At 63.4% G+C, this 17,315-nt stretch carries 21 protein-coding genes; 14 read left to right on the top strand and 7 right to left on the bottom strand.

What is annotated here, in order from left to right:
• Positions 1 to 10: 10 nt before the first annotated feature.
• The 3 genes from dnaK to FM101_RS07420 form a co-directional block, all read right to left on the bottom strand.
• Positions 11 to 1,870: a molecular chaperone DnaK gene (gene dnaK / locus FM101_RS07430; RefSeq protein ID WP_086997715.1), complete on the bottom strand. Its 1,860-nt coding sequence runs from the start codon at positions 1,868 to 1,870 to the stop codon at positions 11 to 13.
• A 240-nt stretch (positions 1,871 to 2,110) separates the two neighbouring features.
• Entirely contained in the window at positions 2,111 to 3,832 is a 1,722-nt protein-coding gene (locus FM101_RS07425; protein ID WP_086997714.1) for a DEAD/DEAH box helicase, read from the bottom strand.
• Between the two features lie 269 nt (positions 3,833 to 4,101).
• Positions 4,102 to 6,264 carry an MMPL family transporter gene (locus tag FM101_RS07420; protein WP_086997711.1) on the bottom strand — a complete coding sequence of 721 codons (2,163 nt, stop codon included), beginning with the start codon at positions 6,262 to 6,264 and terminating at the stop codon, positions 4,102 to 4,104.
• A 123-nt stretch (positions 6,265 to 6,387) separates the two neighbouring features.
• Here FM101_RS07420 and FM101_RS07415 point away from each other — a divergent pair, with 123 nt between their 5' ends.
• From FM101_RS07415 to FM101_RS07355, 13 genes are all read left to right on the top strand, one after another.
• Positions 6,388 to 6,858: a MarR family winged helix-turn-helix transcriptional regulator gene (locus FM101_RS07415; RefSeq protein ID WP_086997708.1), complete on the top strand. Its 471-nt coding sequence runs from the start codon at positions 6,388 to 6,390 to the stop codon at positions 6,856 to 6,858.
• 27 nt (positions 6,859 to 6,885) lie between these two features.
• Entirely contained in the window at positions 6,886 to 7,371 is a 486-nt protein-coding gene (locus FM101_RS07410; RefSeq protein ID WP_086997705.1) for a LysE family translocator, read from the top strand.
• Positions 7,308 to 8,684, top strand: coding sequence for a recombinase family protein (locus tag FM101_RS07405; protein WP_086997702.1), 1,377 nt, complete (start codon positions 7,308 to 7,310; stop codon positions 8,682 to 8,684). The genes FM101_RS07410 and FM101_RS07405 overlap by 64 nt, the downstream gene beginning before the upstream one ends.
• Before the next feature lie 29 nt (positions 8,685 to 8,713).
• Positions 8,714 to 9,088, top strand: a complete 375-nt coding sequence (locus FM101_RS07400) for a hypothetical protein (protein ID WP_143269245.1) — start codon at positions 8,714 to 8,716, stop codon at positions 9,086 to 9,088.
• A 349-nt stretch (positions 9,089 to 9,437) separates the two neighbouring features.
• Complete coding sequence (locus FM101_RS07390; protein WP_086997693.1) at positions 9,438 to 9,731, top strand: hypothetical protein; 294 nt, start codon at positions 9,438 to 9,440, stop codon at positions 9,729 to 9,731.
• On the top strand, positions 9,731 to 10,042 hold the full coding sequence (locus FM101_RS07385; RefSeq protein WP_086997690.1) for a hypothetical protein: 312 nt from the start codon (positions 9,731 to 9,733) through the stop codon (positions 10,040 to 10,042). Before FM101_RS07390 ends, FM101_RS07385 begins: the two co-directional genes overlap by 1 nt.
• Positions 10,035 to 10,367 carry a hypothetical protein gene (locus FM101_RS07380; protein ID WP_086997687.1) on the top strand — a complete coding sequence of 111 codons (333 nt, stop codon included), beginning with the start codon at positions 10,035 to 10,037 and terminating at the stop codon, positions 10,365 to 10,367. Before FM101_RS07385 ends, FM101_RS07380 begins: the two co-directional genes overlap by 8 nt.
• Positions 10,364 to 11,746, top strand: coding sequence for a DNA primase family protein (locus FM101_RS07375; RefSeq protein WP_086997684.1), 1,383 nt, complete (start codon positions 10,364 to 10,366; stop codon positions 11,744 to 11,746). Before FM101_RS07380 ends, FM101_RS07375 begins: the two co-directional genes overlap by 4 nt.
• The gene (locus tag FM101_RS15570) at positions 11,736 to 12,437 is read left to right on the top strand and encodes a hypothetical protein (RefSeq protein WP_143269244.1); all 702 of its coding nucleotides are present in this window, start codon (positions 11,736 to 11,738) and stop codon (positions 12,435 to 12,437) included. The genes FM101_RS07375 and FM101_RS15570 overlap by 11 nt, the downstream gene beginning before the upstream one ends.
• 3 nt (positions 12,438 to 12,440) lie before the next feature.
• Positions 12,441 to 12,608: a hypothetical protein gene (locus tag FM101_RS15725; protein ID WP_179204267.1), complete on the top strand. Its 168-nt coding sequence runs from the start codon at positions 12,441 to 12,443 to the stop codon at positions 12,606 to 12,608.
• On the top strand, positions 12,605 to 12,823 hold the full coding sequence (locus FM101_RS07365) for a hypothetical protein (RefSeq protein WP_086997678.1): 219 nt from the start codon (positions 12,605 to 12,607) through the stop codon (positions 12,821 to 12,823). Before FM101_RS15725 ends, FM101_RS07365 begins: the two co-directional genes overlap by 4 nt.
• A gap of 14 nt (positions 12,824 to 12,837) precedes the next feature.
• Positions 12,838 to 13,566, top strand: a complete 729-nt coding sequence (locus tag FM101_RS07360; protein WP_086997676.1) for a hypothetical protein — start codon at positions 12,838 to 12,840, stop codon at positions 13,564 to 13,566.
• A 264-nt stretch (positions 13,567 to 13,830) separates the two neighbouring features.
• Positions 13,831 to 14,175: a terminase gene (locus tag FM101_RS07355; RefSeq protein ID WP_086997673.1), complete on the top strand. Its 345-nt coding sequence runs from the start codon at positions 13,831 to 13,833 to the stop codon at positions 14,173 to 14,175.
• A gap of 473 nt (positions 14,176 to 14,648) precedes the next feature.
• Here FM101_RS07355 and FM101_RS15565 read toward each other — a convergent pair whose 3' ends face one another.
• The 4 genes from FM101_RS15565 to FM101_RS07335 all read right to left on the bottom strand — a co-directional run bounded on the left by FM101_RS15565 (position 14,649) and on the right by FM101_RS07335 (position 16,879).
• Positions 14,649 to 15,233 carry a hypothetical protein gene (locus tag FM101_RS15565; RefSeq protein ID WP_143269243.1) on the bottom strand — a complete coding sequence of 195 codons (585 nt, stop codon included), beginning with the start codon at positions 15,231 to 15,233 and terminating at the stop codon, positions 14,649 to 14,651.
• A gap of 8 nt (positions 15,234 to 15,241) precedes the next feature.
• Positions 15,242 to 15,841, bottom strand: a complete 600-nt coding sequence (locus FM101_RS07340; RefSeq protein WP_086997665.1) for a hypothetical protein — start codon at positions 15,839 to 15,841, stop codon at positions 15,242 to 15,244.
• A gap of 27 nt (positions 15,842 to 15,868) precedes the next feature.
• The gene (locus tag FM101_RS16060; protein ID WP_281255508.1) at positions 15,869 to 15,997 is read right to left on the bottom strand and encodes a hypothetical protein; all 129 of its coding nucleotides are present in this window, start codon (positions 15,995 to 15,997) and stop codon (positions 15,869 to 15,871) included.
• A 522-nt stretch (positions 15,998 to 16,519) separates the two neighbouring features.
• Positions 16,520 to 16,879, bottom strand: coding sequence for a hypothetical protein (locus tag FM101_RS07335; protein WP_143269242.1), 360 nt, complete (start codon positions 16,877 to 16,879; stop codon positions 16,520 to 16,522).
• A 101-nt stretch (positions 16,880 to 16,980) separates the two neighbouring features.
• On the opposite strand from FM101_RS07335, the gene FM101_RS07330 reads away from it, so the two are divergent.
• The gene (locus FM101_RS07330; protein ID WP_086997659.1) at positions 16,981 to 17,214 is read left to right on the top strand and encodes a LysE family transporter; all 234 of its coding nucleotides are present in this window, start codon (positions 16,981 to 16,983) and stop codon (positions 17,212 to 17,214) included.
• The last annotated feature ends 101 nt before the right edge of the window (positions 17,215 to 17,315 follow it).

Raw genomic sequence — 17,315 nt, 5'->3', positions numbered from 1 at the left:
TCGAACCGCCTTACTTCTTCTCTTCGTCTTCTTCGTCGACAACCTCGGCGTCGACGATATCCTCGTCGGGTGCCTCGGTGCCTGCGGACTCCCCTGCGTCACCGGCTGCGCCTTCGGACTCGGCCTGGGCGTAGATGGCTTCGCCGAGCTTGGTCTGCGATTCCTGGAGCTTCTCGTACGCGGCCTTCACCTCGTCGTCGTTGTCCTGGCCTTCGAGGGCTGTCTTGAGGGCGTCGACGTCGGCCTGGACCTCCGTCTTGACCTCCTCGGGCAGCTTGTCCTCGTTGTCCTTGATGAGCTTGTCCACGGAGTATGCGGACTGCTCGGCGGAGTTGCGGGTGTCGGCGGCCTCGCGGCGCACCTTATCCTCGGCTGCGTGTTCCTCGGCTTCCTGGACCATGCGATCGATGTCTTCCTTCGCCAGCGAGGTACCGCCGGTGATGGTCATCGACTGTTCGGTCCCGGTGCCCTTGTCCTTGGCGGAGACGTGGACGATGCCGTTGGCGTCGATGTCGAAGGTGACCTCGACCTGCGGCACGCCACGCTGGGCCGGTGCGATACCGGTCAGTTCGAAGGTGCCCAGCGGCTTGTTATCGCGAGTGAACTCGCGTTCGCCCTGGAAGACCTGGATCGACACGGATGGCTGGTTGTCGTCGGCCGTGGTGAAGGTTTCCGAACGCTTGGTCGGGATGGCCGTGTTGCGCTCGATGAGCTTGGTCATCACGCCGCCCTTGGTCTCGATGCCCAGCGACAGCGGGGTCACGTCGATCAGCAGGACGTCCTTGCGTTCGCCCTTCAGGACGCCGGCCTGCAGGGCTGCGCCGACGGCGACGACCTCATCCGGGTTGACGCCCTTATTGGCTTCCTTGCCGGCCAGTTCCTGGACCAGTTCGGCGACGGCCGGCATGCGGGTGGAGCCGCCGACGAGGATGACGTGGGCGATATCGGAAACCTTGACGCCGGCTTCCTTGATCACGTCGTTGAACGGCTTGCGGGCGCGCTCGAGCAGATCCTTGGTCAGGTCCTGGAACTTGGCGCGGGACAGGTGCTCGTCCAGGTGGACCGGGCCATCGGCGGTGACCGAGAGGTACTGCAGCGAGATGTTGGTGCTGGTCGCGCTGGAGAGTTCCTTCTTGGCCTGCTCGGCAGCTTCCTTCAGACGCTGCAGGGCGATCTTGTCCTTGGACAGGTCGGCACCCTTGGCCTTGGCCTGGGACAGCAGCCAGTCAACAACTCGCTGGTCCCAGTCGTCGCCGCCGAGGCGGTTGTCGCCGGACGTCGAGCGGACCTGAATGGTGGAGAAGTCGTCTTCGTCCTTGCCAACTTCGAGCAGGGACACGTCGAAGGTGCCGCCGCCGAGGTCGAACACGAGGATCAGCTCGTCTTCCTTGCCCTTGTCCAAGCCGTAGGCCAGTGCGGCAGCCGTGGGCTCGTTGACGATCCGCAGCACGTTCAGCCCCGAGATCTCACCGGCTTCCTTGGTGGCCTGGCGTTCGGCGTCGTTGAAGTAGGCCGGGACGGTGATGACCGCGTCGGTGACCTTTTCGCCCAGGTACGACTCGGCGTCGTGCTTGAGCTTCATGAGGGTACGGGCGGAGATTTCCTGCGCGGTGTACTTCTTGTCATCGATCGTGGTGCTCCAGTCGGTGCCCATATTGCGCTTGACCGAAGCGATCGTGCGATCGATGTTGTTGACTGCCTGACGCTTGGCGATTTCGCCGACCAGGACTTCGCCGGACTTGGAGAAGGCCACCACTGAGGGAGTGGTGCGTGCGCCTTCGGCGTTGGCGATGACAGTGGGCTCGCCGCCTTCCAGAACGGAGACGACCGAGTTGGTGGTTCCGAGGTCAATACCTACGGCACGAGACATAATGCATCCTTCTTTCCGGTGGGAAATGCTGGTTTCTCCGCCCAACCGGGGAGGTTGAGCGTTCTGCACTCAAGTCTACTCACGCTCATTTCATTGTCAATTCGAACTTGAGTGCAGTTGGCTCAAGTTTGTTTTTTCGCGGAATTTGGCCCACACAAAAGGCGCCGTTCCCCCGCTGCTGACGGGGAACGGCGCCTCGGTGCCGGACTCGATAGCCCGGTTCATCTCCTGCGCGGGTGGTCAGCCCTTGTAGTTGGACTGCGGAGCCCCGGCGCGACGACTACCGCGCCCACGCCCCGAACGGCCGGCCGCGAGGGCTTCCTGGGTCTTCTGCCCAATGGCCTCGCCAATCGTGTTGCTCTGTCGGCTACCGGATGCCGTGGGACGCGAAGAGGAGGAAGCGCGGCCGGCGTTGGCCTCGCGACCCTCCGGACGCCCCGATCCCTGACGCTGTGATGAACGACTGCGGCCGCCTCCGGAGCGCTGGCCGCCATTGCGTCCGCCGGCGCGCTCGCCGGTGCGCTCATTGCGGGCAGCCGCAGGGCGGCCTCCACGCTCGGCAGCCGGTCGGCCGCCGCGATCACTACGGGGCCGGTCATCGCGTGACCGCTCGCCTCCGTCGCGTCCACCGCGGTTTTCGGCACCGGAGGCCGGGGCTTCGCCCCGTCCTGCCGGCCGGCCCGGACGGGAGTTGCCCCGACCGCCGCGGCGGCGTCCACGCCCACCGGCGGCATCGGAATCGGCCAAGGTCTTGGCACGCGGGTTCGACTGCGGCCGGGGCGCCACATAGGTGACCGATTCGGCCTTGTCGCCGCGGACGGCAACGACTGCCGCCGACTGCGGGCCGACCTTCTCGAAGGGGACCTTGATTCCGGCAGCACGCATCAGGGACTTCACGTCACCTTGCTGATCCGGAGTGGCGATGGTCGCCACCATCCCTGCGGACCCGGCGCGGGCCGTACGGCCCGAGCGGTGCAGGTACGCCTTGTGCTCTGCGGGCGGATCGACGTGGACCACGAGTTCCACGCCATCGACGTGGACACCGCGAGCGGCCACATCCGTGGCGACCAAAACCCTGGCATCCCCGCCGGAGAAGGCCGCCAAGTTGCGGTCGCGGGCGTTCTGGCTCAGGTTCCCGTGCAGGTCAACCGCAGGAACGCCTGCCTTGGAGAGCCATACGGCCATCTTCTTGGCGTGGTGCTTGGTGCGCATGAACATGATGCGCCGTCCGGTTCCGGAGGCCAGCTCGAGAATCAGTTCCTTCTTGGAGTCCGCGTCCACCACGAACACATGGTGCTCCATGGTGTCCACGGCGGCCTGCGAGGAATCCACCGAATGGATGACCGGCTGGTCCAGGTAGCGCTGGACGAGCTTATCCACTCCATTGTCCAGGGTGGCCGAGAAGAGCATGTGCTGGATGCCTCGCGGAGTCTGGTCCAGGATCCGCTTGACCACGGGCAGGAAGCCGAGATCGGCCATGTGGTCCGCCTCGTCCAGCACCGAAACCTCGACGCGAGAAAGGTCGACGACCTTCTGCCGCAACAGGTCCTCGAGACGGCCGGGGCAGGCGATGAGGATATCGACGCCGGAGTTCAGTTCCTTCTCCTGGCGGACCTGGGAGACCCCGCCGAAGATGACCGAGGTGCGCAGTCCTGCGCCCTCGGCCAGCGGGATGACGACGCGGCTGATCTGGGTGGCCAGCTCACGGGTGGGAGCCATGATCAAGGCCCGGGGGAAGCGTGCCTTACGCGGCTTGGGATCCGCGGCCAGACGTGCCACCAGCGGCAGCGAGAAGGCCAGCGTCTTGCCGGAGCCGGTCCGCCCACGCCCCAGGACGTCCTTGCCGGCCAAGGTCGATGGAAGCGTGGCTTCCTGGATGGGGAAGGCGCTATCGATGCCCTGCTCGGACAGGATGGTCGCCAGGCGTGCGGGCACGCCGAGGGAAGTAAAAGAAACGCTCACGGGGGCTGCTTTCGGTCGTTGCTGTGCGCAACCGGGTTCGGCGCGCTATCTCGCCGAAGAAAAAGAATGCCTGGGCCCGGTGATTCTGGGCTCCGCCGGACCTCCACGAGGGTGGCCAGCCTTCCGCCGCAACGTCGTGCCTCACCCAAAGTGGGGCGGCGGCGGGAAAAGGATCAAATCTGTCGACGCATGGCCGGTCTACCGGCAATCCTGCCGGCGGCACGAGCCACAAGGACCCATCTTACCAGCAGGCTTCGTAGCTCTTCGCCTTAGTCCCCGGCTTGGGACAGTTTCGAGGGCCACCAAATGACCTTTCCGAGGTCATGGGCCAGTGCTGGCACCAATAAGGAGCGCACCACCAGGGTGTCCAACAGCACACCGAAGGAAACGATGAAGGCCAATTGGGCCAAGAACATAATGGGGATCACACCCAAGGCGGCGAAGGTCGCGGCCAGGACGACTCCGGCCGAAGTGATCACCCCTCCGGTGACGGCCAAACCACGCAACACCCCCTCACGGGTTCCGTGCTTGAGCGACTCCTCCCTGACTCGGGTCATCAGGAAGATGTTGTAGTCCACGCCGAGTGCCACCAGGAAGACGAACCCGAAGAGGGGAACGGAGGGGTCGGCTCCGGGGAACTGGAAGATCCCGTTGAAGACCCAGGCCGAGACGCCCATGGCCGTCCCATAGGAGAGCACCGTGGTGATGACCAGTAGCACCGGGGCCAGAACCGAACGTAGGAGCATCATGAGAATCACCAGGATCGCCAGCAGGATCAACGGGATGATCTTCGCCAGGTCCTCTTCGGCAGTGACATTGGTATCCAGGGAGATGGCCGTGGGGCCGCCGATGAGTGCGTCGGGGTCCACCCGCTGCGCTTCCTGACGCAGCGAAACCACCGATTGCTCGGCCGCCGCCGAATCGGCAGCCGCTTCGAGGGTGATGGAGATCAGATTCCGTCCGTCCACCTCCTGGGCGGGGCGTTCCCGACCCGGCGCTCCGGCGTCTGCCGGACCGCCACCCTCCGCCTGCAGGTAGGCCGAGGCCACGCCGTCATCCTTCTTCACCGTCTCGAGCATTTTCTCTGCGCTATCGCTGGCGGTGATCAGCACTACCGGGCTGCCGGCGCCGGCGTCGAAATGGCGGGCCAAAACGTCTTGTCCGGTCGCCGATTCGGTCTCACCCAAGACCAGATCGCTTTGGGGGACACCGGTGGCCTTGAGCTGCGTGATGCCCAGGGAACCGACGATGAGCACCAGCGCCGTGGCGATCCAGATCCGGCGTGGATGCCTGCCGACCAGACGGGACACCGAGCCCCAGAGCCCGATCGCTGCCACGGGAGAGGGGTCGAGGTGATCGGCATGGCGTGGGACGAACGGCCAGTAGGCGACCCTGCCGAGCAGGGTCAGGGCCGCCGGGAGAAACGTCAGGACAGCAATCACCGAACAGATGATCCCCGAGGCCCCGATCGGCCCGAGCGCCTTATTGGAGTTCAAATCCGAGAACGTCAGGCACAGGAGTCCAACGGTCACCGTTCCGGCCGAGGCGATAATCGGTTCCACCGCACCCTTGAGCGCCCGGGTGGCAGCCTCGAATCCCCGGTCGCCCGCGGCGATGGCCTCACGATGACGGGCCACCAGCAACAGCGAATAATCCGTGGCCGCGCCGATCACCAGGATCGACAAGATGCCCTGGCTTTGTCCATCGAGCTTGATCCAGTCCCATTTGGCCATCCAGAAGACGGCAAGGATCGCCAGGCACAGGGCCGCCACCGCGGTGAACAACACCGTGAAGGGCAGCAGCAGAGAACGGTAGACCAACAGCAGGATCACCAGCACCGCGCTCAACGCCACCAACAGCAAGATGCCGTCGATTCCGGCGAAGGCCTTCACCAGGTCCGCGGTGAACCCCGCAGGACCGGTGACATAGGCGTTGACCCCGTCGGGGACCTGGTCGGCAAGGGCGGCACGTAGCGAGGCCACGGCGGCATCGGCTTCCATGTCCTCGGTCAGCGGGACCACCATTTCCAGCGCCGTGCCGTCCTCGGAGGGAAAGGGGCCGGCAATGTCCCCGGAGACCAGATTCCCCGCCGCGATCCTCTTCTTGAGCGCGTCGGCGTCGAAGGATTCGATACCGGCTGCGGTTTTTCCTTCGAGCACCACGACGGCGGGGATCGCTTCACTGTCGCTGAACGCGGCTTGGGCATCCAAGGCCTTCGTGGCCTCGGCCGTCGCCGGGAGGAACCCCGCCTGGTCGTTGGTCTGGACCTGGTCCAGCTTCCCGAAGGTCGGGCCACCGATCCCGGCCACCCCGAGCCAGACTGCGACGATCAGGACCGCCAACAGGGCACGAAGCACCGGCCCTCGGCTCCGGTGGCCAGCGCTCGACTTCGTCGGGGAACCGGCATGGGGGTCCTTGGTCTGCTGGGTCATCTCTGCTCCTCGGCATGGGCGGCACGGCCGTACCCGGTGTTCATGATCTCAAAGGATCCTACTTTAGTTCCACCATAAAGTAATATGATTTTCTAGTAAAGATGATCGGCCTAAGCTATCACCATGGAAAGCCACCCGGATCTTCGTCTCGTCGAACTGCTCCAGCAGTTCGTCATGGCCACGGACCGCTACGTGGAGACCGCCGGCTCTGGGCATGGGATGCATCGGACTGACCTCAACGCACTGTCCTACGTCATGCGCTCAGAGCAGGCGGGCCAAGCCCCGACGGCCAGCAACATCTCCGCCGAACTGAACCTGAGCTCGCCGGCGACTTCCGCCCTCCTCAACCGGCTGGCCGCCTCCGGGCATATCACCCGCGACCGCAACGATGCCGATCGCCGGGTGGTCAGGATCCAGAGCACCGCCACTGCCGTGGCGGACGGGAGGGCCATGTTCACCGCGCTGGCCGCAGAGCTCGGCGACGTCATCGCCGGCTACAGCCCCGAGGAGCGTCTGGTCATGACCCGGTTCATGGCCGACGCTGTCTCCGCCGTGGACCGGGCCACGGGATCCCACCGCCACGAAACCAGTTAGCGGGCTCCTGCCCCCTAGAATCTTGGGGTGACCCTCTCCCTTTGGCTTTCACTGCTGGGTGCCTGCATCCTGATCAGCTTCACCCCCGGCGCCGGGGCCATCAACACCATGAATAATGCGCTCAATGCCGGGTTCAGGCGCTCTTTTTGGGGCATCCTGGGACAACAGGCCGCGTTGCTGGTGCACGTGATGATTGTCGCCGCCGGCATCGGGGTGCTGGTGGCCAACTCACCGGTGGCCTTCGCCGCCATCCGCTACCTGGGTGCCGCCTATCTGGTGTATCTCGGCGTGGGTCTGCTGCGGGCCAAACCGGACCCCGACACGTCCGCGGTAGACGTCAGGGCCCACGAATCCGCCCTGTCCATGTTCCGTCGCGGGCTCTGGGTGAACCTCCTGAACCCGAAGGCGATCGTCTTCGCCGCTGTCAAGTCGTGGGCTATTATCGGCCCATGTCGCACATCGCTATTTACGTCAGGCAATCGCTGGATAGGACCGGCAACGCCGCAGCAGTAGACCGCCAGGAACAGGCCTGCCGCCAGCTTGCAGCCGCCAAAGACTGGAAAGACTTGCACCTATACCGCGACAACGACCGCTCGGCGTCCAGCGGCAAGACTAGGCCGCAGTTTGAGGAATTGCTCAAGGGGATCGAATCGGGGACCGTAGAAGCCGTGGTGGTCTGGCACTTGGACCGCCTCACGCGCTCTGTGCGCGACCTTCACCGCGTCATCGACGTTGGCAAGCCTCGAGGCCTAAACATCGCTTGTGTACACGGCGTTTCCCTCGACATGTCGGACCCTACCGGCGTGGCCGTGGCAACGATCCTCACGGCCATCGCGCAGATGGAAGTAGCCCACAAAGGCGAGCGTCAGAAGGCATCCAACCGTCAACGGGCGAGCCAAGGCAAGCCCCACTGGAGCGCCCGCCCGTTCGGTTACGACAGGGACGGGGACACCGTCACGGTAGTGCAACCGGAAGCCAAAGCATTGCGCGAGTCCGCACGCCGCATACTGAGCGGCGAGCCCGTCCGGGGCGTCGTCCGCGACCTCACGGGCCGGGGATTCACCGCCACCACGGGCAGTCCCCTAACATCGCGCACGCTGACGCGAACCCTTCTAAATCCGACCGCTATCGGCCATCGGGCGTACAACGGGGAAGTAATCGCCAAAGATGCTTGGCCCGCGATTCTCGACGCCGACACTCAGGCTCAGCTTGAGCAGCATTTAGCCAACCCGGGCCGGAAAAAAGCGCCGGACGACCTCGACGCCGTACATTTCCTGTCCGGCCTCATGGTCTGCGGGAAGTGCGGAAAGAAGATGTACGCAGGTGCCCATGTGACTCGAGGCGAGAAACGCATGGTCTACAAGTGCCACGGGGGCTACTGCCTGACCCGGCAACTGCCCCTTGTAGACGAGTACGTGAATGCGGTAATCGTGGCCCGCCTGAGCCGCCCCGACGCCGCCCAATTGCTCACCGAGGACAACGACGTGAGCGCCGAACGCGCTGAAGCGGCCCAAGTACGCCGCCGTCGTGACGCGCTGGCCGGGTTGCTTGCGGACGGCCTCCTATCCCCCGCCGCTGTGCGTGAGCAGGCCGGGAAACTCAGCCTGGAACTATCCCGACTTGAGGGCATTATCAACAGCGCCCAGCAGGTTAGCCCGGTCACTGAGGTACTGGGAGTCGCCGACGTTGCCGCCGCGTGGGAAGATCTGCCGCTGAAGAATCGCCGCCAGATCGTCCGCGCCCTCACCGATATTACGGTGTTGCCCACTACCCGGGGCCGGGGATTCCACCCGGAACACATCAAGATTGATTGGAAGCAAGCATGAGCCGACGCAGGCCCAAACCCGACCCCCGCATGATGGAAGCCCTCCGCGAGCGCTTCGTCATCAAGATTGGTTGCACAGGCCGAGACACGCACAAGCGTGCAATTCTCGGTTCGTTCTACGTGCTGGGCGACTTGGAGGAGGGCGAGGGCGAGACGAAAATGCCCTCTAACAAGGATCTCCACAACTTCACGGACGGCGAAGATTACGCGTTCGTGAAGCCGCTACGGGCACCAGAGGGGCACTTTGACCCGTCGAAGGGCATTCACAAGACTTACCCGTTCAAATGCCCGAAGTGTGGCCGTGACGTGCCAATGGGGCAAATCAGATTATGGCGGTCGTTGCGCCAGCTCAAGGCCGCAGGCTTGCACTTTTTGGACCTTTCGTCACTTGATGCTATAGGCTAGAAGCAATAGCGCCGGGGTAAGCCCCGGATACGCCGGTCGTCAGGATGCCGCTTACGAAGCCTGTAGGAAATTGCCTCCCGCCGGAGCATGGAACATTCATGCCCGGAGGTTGAGAATTGTCGTCTTGGACAAAAACCCGATCACAGATTGCCCACGCTAAGCGCCGCGACCCGAACGCGGACGTAACCGAGCTGCGCCGCCAGCTCAAGGCCGAACATCTCGAAGACTACGTTGCTCGCGTGGTCGCCGAAGCGCCGCCCCTGACCCCGGGCCAGCTCGACCGTATCGCCGGTCTCCTTCGCCCCGTTGGCTGTGGTGCAGCTTGAGAGCCGCCACCCAGCCTCAGCCCGTGAGCGAATGCTCAGCCAAGGGAACCCCAGCCAAGGTAGATAACGCGGTAGAACTGCCTGACCTCGGCACCTACTTCCGGCGCGAGCGCGGCATGTCACGCCGGAAAGCCCAATTCACCGCTCGCGAGGTTTACCGGGACGAATCGCTGTCCCGGCGAATCCTCCCCTCAGGCTGGCACGAAGCGATCTACCCGCCCGCCGTCGGTTACGTACGCACCGCCCGCGTCCTGGCCGAACCGTTCACCCCGGAACAGCACGCCGCATGGCTCAAGGCTGGCGGTGACCGCGCCTAATGACCCAGGAAATGGAAAAGGCCCAGGCGGCAAACCTGGACCTTCTCAACACGCACAGCACACCCAAACCGGATACCTCCAGCATAGCCGACAAATCTACTAGTGCCGTTGACCACCACGCACTGATTACCGGCGTGTACGTCGCCGTCGTGCAGGTGCGCGGGGATCACGTACCGCCCCGCTACCGCCGCCGCGTCATGTTCAACCTGCCCAGCGCCCAGCGTGCCGTGGACCGGGCCACCATGGACGGCCTAGACGCCTCAGTGGTCCTATGCCAGCTCGCCCCAGTGGGAGGCGGTGACCATGGATAACACCGCGTTCATCGCCACCAACGCCCGCGCCCACGCGCTTTACACGCAGGGCTGGGAGGACGGCCACGCACAAGGGCACCGGGACGGCCTCAGGGACGCCGGGAACGCCGCCGAACTCGCCGCCGTGCGCTTCTACACGCTGGAGGCCACCGACGCCCACAACAGGGCGCAGGTCGCCGACACGGCCCGGTCCCTCGACGTGCCCAGGTTCCGTGACCGGCCCATGCCCGTCTCGACCATCAAACCGAAGCCCAGCCTTGCCCAGTTCCTCGACGGGCTGCGCCGTGGCGGGATCTTGACCGACCGCCAGGGGGTGTCAGCATGAGCGAACTAGCCGAAGCCTTCGCCGTCGCGACCGGGCAGGACTACGCCGCCCTACCCGAGTGGCAAGACGAGGGCCTGCAATCCCATCAGCGCATCGCCTCCAGGCTGGCAACCTACGGGCGCGGACGCATCCTCTACGTCAACGGCTCCGGCTGGCATTTCTGGGACGGCACCCGGTGGGCACCGGATGACCGGGCCGCACGCGCCCACGCGCTACTGACCGAATTGTTGGCCCTGAGCTGGCAGCAAGGGATGACGGATAAGGCCCTGGCCGCTGACGTGAAGGCAAGCATGACGGCCAACGGCAGCGCCGGAGTACTCGACCTTGCATCACGGAAACTCTTCACCGCCCAGGTCGACGTGAACCCGTACCTGCTCAACTGCCGGAACGGGACGCTGGATCTTCACACGCTCCAGCTCCGCGCCCACGATCCCGCCGACCACATCACAAAAGTCACGGGCTGCGACTACGACCCCTCGGCCACCAGTGAGGACTGGGACCACTTTCTGGCCTCCAGCCTCCCAGACGAGGAAGTGAGGGCATTCCTGCAACGGTACGCAGGGCTGGCACTGATCGGGCGCGTTATCGAACACATCCTAGTCATCGCTACCGGCACCGGGCGCAATGGCAAAGGCGTCCTAGCCCGTGCGCTGGCCGGGGCACTCGGAGACTACGCCATCACCGCATCAAACGACATGCTCATAGCCAGCCGGTACGGGCAGCGCTCAGCCGGTGAGCTCGCCTCACGAATGCGGCTACGCGGGGCAAGATGGGCGGTCATGTCGGAGCTTGAGAAGGGCGACAAGCTCGCCGAATCGACCATGAAAAGCCTGACCGGCGGGGACACCATCGAAGCAAAGTTTATGGGACAAAACCCCGTGGAGTTCGACCCGTCGCATACGTTTTTCATGCTGACCAACGATCTGCCGAAGGTGGACGCGGACGCGACCGCCGTATGGGCTCGAATGCGGGTAGTGCCGTTCGATGTGTCGTTCATCGGTCGGGAAGATCCGAAGCTTGAGGAACGCCTAGAGCTGAACCGCGCCGCCGTCCTGGCATGGGCCGTTCTAGGGCTGGCCGGATACCAAGACGAGGGGCTGGCAGCGCCCGCCGCCGTCATGGCCCGTACCGACTCCTACAGGACCGAAAACGACGAGCTGCAACAGTTCCTCACTGAATGCTGCACCGTGGCCCCCAGCGCCCGCGTGACGCGCTCAGAGCTGCATCACGTCTACCTCGAATGGGCACGGGAAAACAACGCCGAACAGCTCCCGGCGCGGGCATTCACACAACGCATTGGGGCACTTCCCGGTGTCTCTGAAGGCAAAACCGGCGGTTATCGCATCTGGAAGGGACTAGGTACGCAAAATGACTTATAACGATCTGACTAGGCGAAATGCGAAAAAGGGGCACATAGGGTCACTTTCTCCCGGTCATTCTCACGAGGAAACGATTATAGAAACGACTGGGAACAAGTGCCCCAAGTGCCCCACCGGAACATTCACCGACTGGCTACAGCGGCAGAAATACCGGCACGACCCCATAGGCGAGCTGGCGCGGGACTTCATCCAAGCGGCCCAGGACGGCACCCACGCCGACCACTACGAACGGCCCGACGAGCTGCGCCAGATCCTCCACCAGCTCACCACCTACCAGCCCGTTATCGACGCCCTCGACCGCGCCGAAAACGAATGGACCACAACACCCCCAGAAAGGCACCAAATGACCACCCACCCAACGCCCGACACCCCCACCACCCGGCGTGATCCCCGGTTCAAGTCGAAGCCCTCCCGATTCAAGGCCAAAGCAACGAACGACGACGGCACGGGACGGACGATCCAGATCCGCATGGGGCAAAGAGTCGCCGTCGTCACCGAAGAAACCGCCCTTCGACTCTCAGACCGAATCGTAGACGCCGTGGAAACCGCCAGAACCAACAAGAGCGCCCAGCAACGGCCCGCATCACCGAGAACTGCACAGCCCGTCCACACCAGCTACAGCGCCCCGCTGACAGCCGCCGACGGCACCGCCGAACCAGCACTACCGACCACCACCGCAGAAAGCGAATAAACCATGATCCGAATCATCACCACCGAAGGGACATTCGACGTCCCCGGCACCGCAAAAGACCTCGACACCGCCGGAAACCTCAAAATCCGACACGACGGGCACACTATCGCCGAATTCCGACGCTGGATTCACTGGCTCGAAATCACCAATCAGGAAGGCAACACCAAATGAACAACGACAAAGAAACCCGCGAATGGGTGAAGGGACTTTTCCAAAACAACGGAGAAACCCGACTCAACATCACCGAAGCCCGCACCGCGCCCCAGGACCGAGCCGAAGACCAACAGATGCGCGAAGCAATGAAAAGCCTGTTCCAAGACGATGAAGGCGACACCCGCCTGAACATCGCAGACGGCACCCCGAAGCCCTACACAGACAACCAGTAGAAACGAGCAAGAACATGAACGACCGTGCACAACTCAGCAACCTTGCATCAGCCCTTCGCCAGGTCGGCCTACAGCTTCCCACCGCCAAGGCCCTACTCGCCATCAAGAAACCCCAGGCCACCGCTGAAGACGTCCTGACCGCAGTCCTCGAAAGCAAAGAACCAAACCCCTACGCGGACCCCCGCGTGATCGCCACCGTCACCGAGTGCCACGCACGCGACCTCGCCGACTTCGAGATGCTCCATGAAATCAAGCAGGCAGAAGCAAACGCCGCCGAAGTCCGAACCCAGCACGCGAACCTGAACACGAAGCTGCGCGAACTATTTGCCGAGCATGCGGCCACCATCGAAACCGCAGCACAGACCCTCGGCACGATGAAAGACCCCGCAAGGCTCAACCTCAGCACGGCCAGCACCAGCACGGCCAGAGCCGCCATGGACCTCATGCCCGCGCTGGCATCACTAGACGGAGTGATCGCAGCATGGGGCAGCCTGCACCACTTCAAGAGCGGACACGCAATCGACAGCAGGGCAAAGCTATTCGCGTACACGAACCCCACGCCCGAACAGTGGGAAGCACTGCGGGAAGAGCCCAGCGCATGGGAAGCAGCACGACAAGGAATCGCCCTTGACCTCGCAGACACACCCCGAGAAGCAAACAACCGACGAACCGAACTCATGAAGACAAGGCAACGCCAGCGCGACGCCTTGGAGGCCAGCGTTCCCGGCTATTTGGGGTGGTAAAAAGCGGCAAGAAAACGCTGCTCAGAATCGACAGAATCAGCCAAGCGGCACAGTGAGGCACGAGGCGTCGTTGCGGGCCTTGCAGGGGCAACCTTGAGGCCCGCAGCGGCGATTTCAGGGGCACCGTGGGCAATGCCAGGGGGAACCCGGTCCCCACCCGCGGGCGAATCTGCCCCCCGGCATTGAGATACATACACAGCGGCGCTGGATGAATCGGCCCATTCCCCGCTTTACCCGCGTGTTCTCACGGAAAGGACAGTGAAAATGCAGCATAAAACGCCCTCGAATTTGAAGAATGGGGGCCGAAAGCTATGGAAAAGCGTTACTGACGACTACGAACTAGGGCAACATGAGCTCACAATTCTGTTGGAAGCAGCCCGCACTGTGGACGCGCTCGAGCATCTAGAGGCCATCGTCCGTAAGGAGGGCGTCACGGCGGTTACGCCGCAGGGTGTGCGCGCCCATCCGGCCTTGGTGGAGTTGCGACAGCAGCGCGTAACGCTCGCCAAGCTCGTTGCTTCGCTGCGGATTCCCCTCGAGGATGACCAGGAGGCCGACCGACTGCCCCAGAAGCGTTCCGGCGTCCGCGGATTGCGGGCCGTCCAGTGAGGCGCCGCAAGAAGGAGCAAGTGGCCTTCGACGGCTCGGCAATCCCGGCGTCTGTCTCTGATTTTGTGATGGCCGACTGGCCCGGTGGTTCGGAATATCAGCGGTGGGCAGCGTGGGACGCTGCCCGGACTGCCTGGGCTGAAGCGAACTTGCCTAACGGCGTGGCCTCGTTGCCGATTGAGATGCGCGAGCGTTTCCCGGCGCCGGATCAGCCGTGGTCCGAGGTCGCCCACACGATCTAACCCCAAGATTTGGCGTCAACGTCACCGGGGGACCGCAACACCGCGGGCCCGGAACGATGGCGGGGGAGTAGGAAGCGTTTCCTTGCAGTGATCCCGCCAGCGCCAGCAGCCGACAAATGGGCAGGTAGTGACCAGATTAGGAAATCTGCCGCCTTCCATACCTGCCCCGGCTGCATCAGGAAAAGCGCCCCGCCGATCTTCGGATCTGGCGGGGCGTTTTTGGCGTTTGAGTTAGGCGTCGCAGGTTCCCCCGACGTTCCCGCCTTCGGTGAGGTAGTCATCATCGGTTCGGGTGTCCACGTCCTTCGTTTTGCCGTCTTCGGTCACGGTGGTCACAACCTGGACTTCCGGCGACTTGTCGGCCAGCCCCACGAGTATGAGGCCGCCAACCGAATTCAGGTTCTCTTTGTTCCAGTCGTTCCCCTTGACGGTGATCACAATCTCGCCGCAGCGGGGGGACTTCCATTCGAGGTTCTTCACCCACGCCTTCTCAATGTCGTCTTCCTCGGCGGTGCGCATGGCGGCGTCCACGTCCATGTCGATATAAACCGAGTCGTGGGCAGACGGTTGATCCTCCGCGTAGTTCTTCACCCATTCGTCATGTTTCTTTTCGATCCATGTCTGAAGTTCTGGCGTTGCGCCGGATAGCTTTAGGCCTGAAGGGGCGACGCTGGGCGGCGCGGAGGTTGCCCCGCTGGCGGCTGGTGCGCTCGCTGCGGACGTCGCGGCGGCATCGGGCGTACTTGTGCCGACCGTGCACGCCGAGAGGCTTAGAGCGGCGATGGCAGCAACGGCAGCGAATACGGTTTTCTTCATGGTTCCCCCTATCCCAGCAGGCTTGAATTGATCGTGCCGCCATCGCGGATACTCCACGCGCTGCCGGATTCGATTCCGTCAAAGTTGATTTTATCCACGGTCGCCTTTTCGTAATGGACATTCAGGACCGTGTAATCCGTATCGTTCCCGTAGTCGTCCGTCGAGGCAAATGATCCCTGAACATAAACTGTCTTGTAGCTCTTCACGTTTTCCCGAACAGCCTTAAGGATCTTGATCGTTTCATCCTGCGCGTCTAGCTTGATCGCAAGCTTTGAAAGGTGGTCGGCAATCGGAAATTGAGCAATGACCGGCTTGCCGGGCGCGGTGGATTCCGTGACTGTCAGCCCGTCCACGTTCGCCGCCAACTCGGCAGCCTTCAACGGGTCCTTCGCCGCGGCCTTCGCTTTCTTCTCGGCAGATGCCTTAGCTGATTCCCCTGATTTATCTGCCTTGTTTTCCTGCTGCGCGACAGTCGGGCTATCCTGTGTTTCCGGCACGTAAAGTGTCCCAATTACTATGACGAGCGCCGCAAAGCCGACGATGCAGCCGCCAATCCATAGGACCACTTTCATTGGCTTTGTCATGGGCTTTTTGGTTGCTGCGGTCATGGTTCCCCCATCTAGTTTTGTTTGAGCCTACGGGCCGCGCCAGATGATCCCGAGCGCGACGGGGTAGGTGTGGCCCGCCGTGAGGGTGCCCCCGATGACGACGAGCCCGATAACGGACATGCTGGCGGTCAGGCGATGCTTGAGAATTTCCTCCATGACGTCTGCCGATCTTGCTAGGGTTCGATGCTGGGAACCGGGCTACTTGCTTTAGCCCGGTTCCCTTCAAGGTACGTGGCTAGGGTGTCGGTTTGCTTGAGTGCTCACGGGGTTAGGTTCAAAGATGAAGCGGACCCTATGGGGCTGGCCTTGCTTGGTCCCCCACACCACAACAGCACCCCAAACGCCGCCCACCTTCATTCGGAATCAGCACTAGTAGCCCGCCCTCGAAATGAGGACGAGCTGTAGCGGACCTGATCGCGTGGCCTTTGCGAACAGTGCCCCGGCGGTACGGGGCCTAACGTGGGTAAACTCAACCGCGCCTCTACCGGTTTACGTCTGGGGAGGCAGGAGCGACGCGAGCGGGTAGCTCGGAAACCGCCACGGGAAGGGCACCGTGACGGCATCCCAGCACCCGCACAGGGCAGGGTGGGAGGACCGTCTAGAACGGCCCGGTAATGAGGCTGGGGGAGAATGCCAAGGTGAACAGCAGGGCAGCGTCCAGGGCGGCGCTGAGCCGGTTCACAGGGCATCCGCTGTGGTCGCATTTGAAATGCGAGCAAGATTGGCCGCTCTAGCCTCAGCAGCTAGGGAGGCATAGACGCCTTCCAGACGTCGGAGCAGCTCGGACGGGGCGATATTCAAAAGCAGAGCCTCAGTGGCGAGCTCGGTAACGGTGCCGGGGAGCCCGCGACGGTGGCACTCGGCTACGGTCACGGTGTCGTGCCCCGGCTCGACGTTGGGGAAGGTGTCTAGGTGCTTGGCGTGCAGCGTGGCGCCGCAGCGGTAGCACTCGTCGCGTTCGCCGTCTTCCCACTGGAACGTGTGGGCGGTGCAAGGGGGCAGTGGGAACGCGTACGGGTTGTTGCTAGTATCAGCCATGTGATCACTCTCTTCAGTGGTTGCCACGCCTCGGACCGCGCTAACGGTGCCGAGGCATTTCCTTGTATGAATGACCCCAATCATGCACAGCGGGTTTCTTCCTGGCGTTCACCCCGCAGTTCATCCGTCCCGCAGCCCCCCTGGCACCCCAATACCTCATACTCATTGGGACCATCGTTGCGGTGGACGTCCTGGTCATGTGGTTCTTCTTCGCCGCCACGGCCAAGGGATTCCGTCGTTTCACCCGCAATGCGCGCGGCCAACGCATCCTCAACCTCTCCTTCGGGACGTTGTTCATCTTCGTGGCCGCGCTGCTGGTCTTGATGCACCAGTAGCCGCACCGGCCGACGACGCTGTCACCGGCGCGACGGCCCGCCTAGATGTATTGACCACTGAGGTTGGGTACGCGGGCAGCGGGTGGAAGTCCTCGTAGTGA

Source organism: Arthrobacter rhombi, assembly GCF_900163545.1.
Classification (GTDB): Bacteria; Actinomycetota; Actinomycetes; order Actinomycetales; family Micrococcaceae; genus Arthrobacter_H; species Arthrobacter_H rhombi_A.
The sequence above is the reverse complement of the archived record's forward strand: the minus strand, read 5'-3'. Positions and strand labels throughout refer to the sequence as shown.